Below are 2405 nucleotides of genomic sequence, written 5' to 3' on the forward strand. Positions count from 1 at the left end.
ATGCAATCGTTGATTAATACCTTGAGCTCTCTCATGGATTATGAAAACGACGGCGAGGAGATGATGCTCATTTCGCAACGTCAAATCAGTGCGACCGAGAGTGCCGTCCGCTCCATCGATGAAGCGTATGAACCGTTGCATGACGGTGAGTTAGAGTTTTTCTCGTTTCATATCAATGCAGCGATCCGCGCTGTTGCCTCTATAAGCCGACCGTACGAACTCGATGAGATGTTTGACAAGATGTTCGGACAGTTCTGTCTGGGGAAATGATGGGAACAATTATCGCGATTGATTTAGGGTTAAAACGGATCGGATTAGCACTAAGTGCAGGATCGGGAATCGTGACACCGCTTAGCGCAGTAGAACGTAAAAATCGTAACCAAGCCGCGAATGATGTGAAAAAAGTTTTGGACGAATACGAGGCAACGACAGTCGTAGTCGGCATCCCGATGGGAAGTACGACAGAGGATGAGATGCGACGTCGCGTTGCACACTTTATGAATCTTGTCGAATTTAGCGGTGAGATCGCCTACCAAGACGAATCGCACAGTTCCCAAGAAGCCGAAGCTCTGATGAAGGGTGAAATCCGCTACAAGCGTGACGGTCGGATCGATTCGCTTTCGGCGAAGATTATTTTAGAACGCTATTTAGATCAGTTTAAAAAGTAATCTTTGGCTTCTGTTTCATCATCGGTGAGAGAAGCAAAATCCTCATCGTTTTCTAATTTCACTTTAATAACGTGTACACAATACTCAAATCCGACACGGCGTGCATGATCGATGTCGAATACAAATCCCAATCCGCTGAACTGATAGGGCTCTTCTTGCTCGAGGCAGAGTAAAATTCCTTCACATTGTTCCTCGAATTGCTCTACGATTTCTCGATAGTTGATGTTAAACTCAGTTGCATACCATCCGCACTCTTCGAGTTTTTTATCGGAAAATTCGGCGATGCCGTCACCACTCGTATCATCGTATAAAGCCCGTTTTTGGTTATATCCGATGATACTCTGCCATGCACCGGAAGCTTTGATTAGGAGCCGATCATCATCTTCTACAATTCGGTAGTTATTGCCGAGCATGGAACTAATCGGACGGGAAAGATTGGTGCTCAGCGGTGAAACGGTAGGAATTGACCCCTCAAAAATGCTAATTAATGAGGATTCAAACGGCTCAAATACAATCTCCCCTTTATAACTGATGGCAAAGTGTTTCGTAGAATTCACAGCACGTAAAAAGTCATTTTTGTTGACAACGATAATCTCTTTAAAAAGGTTAAATTTTTTCATAAAAAGTCCTTCTATTTTTGGGTGAATTGTAGCATGGGATCGTTTAGAGACCCTTAGCGGATGAGTTAGCACAATGCTCTAAGGGTGCGCTAAACTATTTTTATGCAAAAGTGGGGTATAATTCGCCAAATTTTAAGCCTATGAGCTTACTCTAAGGATACCTGTATGGCATTGAACGTCTACTACGATAAAGATTGTAATATCGAGTTAATCAAAAGTAAAAAAGTGGCAATGATCGGTTTTGGATCACAAGGTCATGCACACGCGGAAAACCTTCGCGATAGCGGTGTAGAAGTTGTTATCGGTCTCCGTAAAGAGGGAAGCTCATGGGGCAAAGCGGAAGCTAAAGGGTTCAAAGTTATGACGGTTGCAGAAGCATCTGCATACGCTGATATGGTTATGATCCTTCTTCCGGATGAAAACCAAGCAGAAATCTACAAAAACGAAATCGCTCCAAACCTAAAATCAGGTGCTACTATCGCATTTGGTCACGGTTTCAGCATCCATTACGGACGTATCAAACCAGCAAGCGATATCAACGTAACGATGATCGCACCTAAAGCACCGGGTCATACTGTACGTAGTGAGTTCGTTCGCGGCGGCGGGATTCCCGATTTGATCGCTGTTGGACAAAATCCAAGCGGTACAACTAAAGAATTGGCGCTTTCTTACGCATCGGCTATCGGTGGCGGACGTACGGCGATTATTGAAACCACGTTTAAAGACGAAACTGAAACAGACCTTTTCGGAGAACAAGCGGTTCTTTGCGGTGGTGCAGTTTCTCTCGTTCAAGCGGGATTCGAAACATTGACAGAAGCGGGTTATGCACCTGAATTGGCGTACTTCGAGTGTCTACATGAACTTAAACTCATCGTTGATTTGATGTTCGAGGGTGGAATCGCGGATATGCGTTATTCGATCTCTAACACAGCAGAATACGGTGACTATGTAAGTGGTAAACGTGTTATCAATGAGCAATCAAAAGCGGCGATGAAAGAGATCCTCAAAGAGATCCAAGACGGTCGTTTCGCAAAAGACTTTATCCTTGAAGGTCAAGCGGGTTACCCACGTATGAACGCTGAGCGTACAAATGCAAAAGCATCTTTGATCGAGCGTA

Annotated in this window: 3 protein-coding genes and 1 pseudogene; 3 read left to right on the forward strand and 1 reads right to left on the reverse strand. The window is 44.3% G+C overall.

Annotated elements, in window-relative coordinates:
• Together JZU62_RS03585 and ruvX are read left to right on the forward strand one after the other, a co-directional pair.
• Positions 1-270, forward strand: a pseudogene (locus tag JZU62_RS03585) (tRNA uridine-5-carboxymethylaminomethyl(34) synthesis GTPase MnmE); the annotation flags it as partial.
• Positions 270-668 carry a Holliday junction resolvase RuvX gene (ruvX, locus tag JZU62_RS03590; protein ID WP_295011979.1) on the forward strand — a complete coding sequence of 133 codons (399 nt, stop codon included), beginning with the start codon at positions 270-272 and terminating at the stop codon, positions 666-668. The pseudogene JZU62_RS03585 and the gene ruvX, both read left to right, overlap by 1 nt.
• On the opposite strand, the gene JZU62_RS03595 is transcribed toward ruvX, so the two are convergent.
• Entirely contained in the window at positions 653-1288 is a 636-nt protein-coding gene (locus tag JZU62_RS03595; RefSeq protein WP_295011975.1) for a hypothetical protein, read from the reverse strand. The genes ruvX and JZU62_RS03595 overlap by 16 nt on opposite strands.
• Before the next feature lie 165 nt (positions 1289-1453).
• Between JZU62_RS03595 and ilvC the strand changes: the two genes are divergently transcribed.
• Positions 1454-2405: ketol-acid reductoisomerase (gene ilvC / locus JZU62_RS03600; RefSeq protein WP_295011977.1), on the forward strand; the 952-nt coding region annotated here is incomplete at its 3' end.

The organism is Sulfuricurvum sp. (assembly GCF_019163035.1).
GTDB lineage: Bacteria > Campylobacterota > Campylobacteria > Campylobacterales > Sulfurimonadaceae > Sulfuricurvum.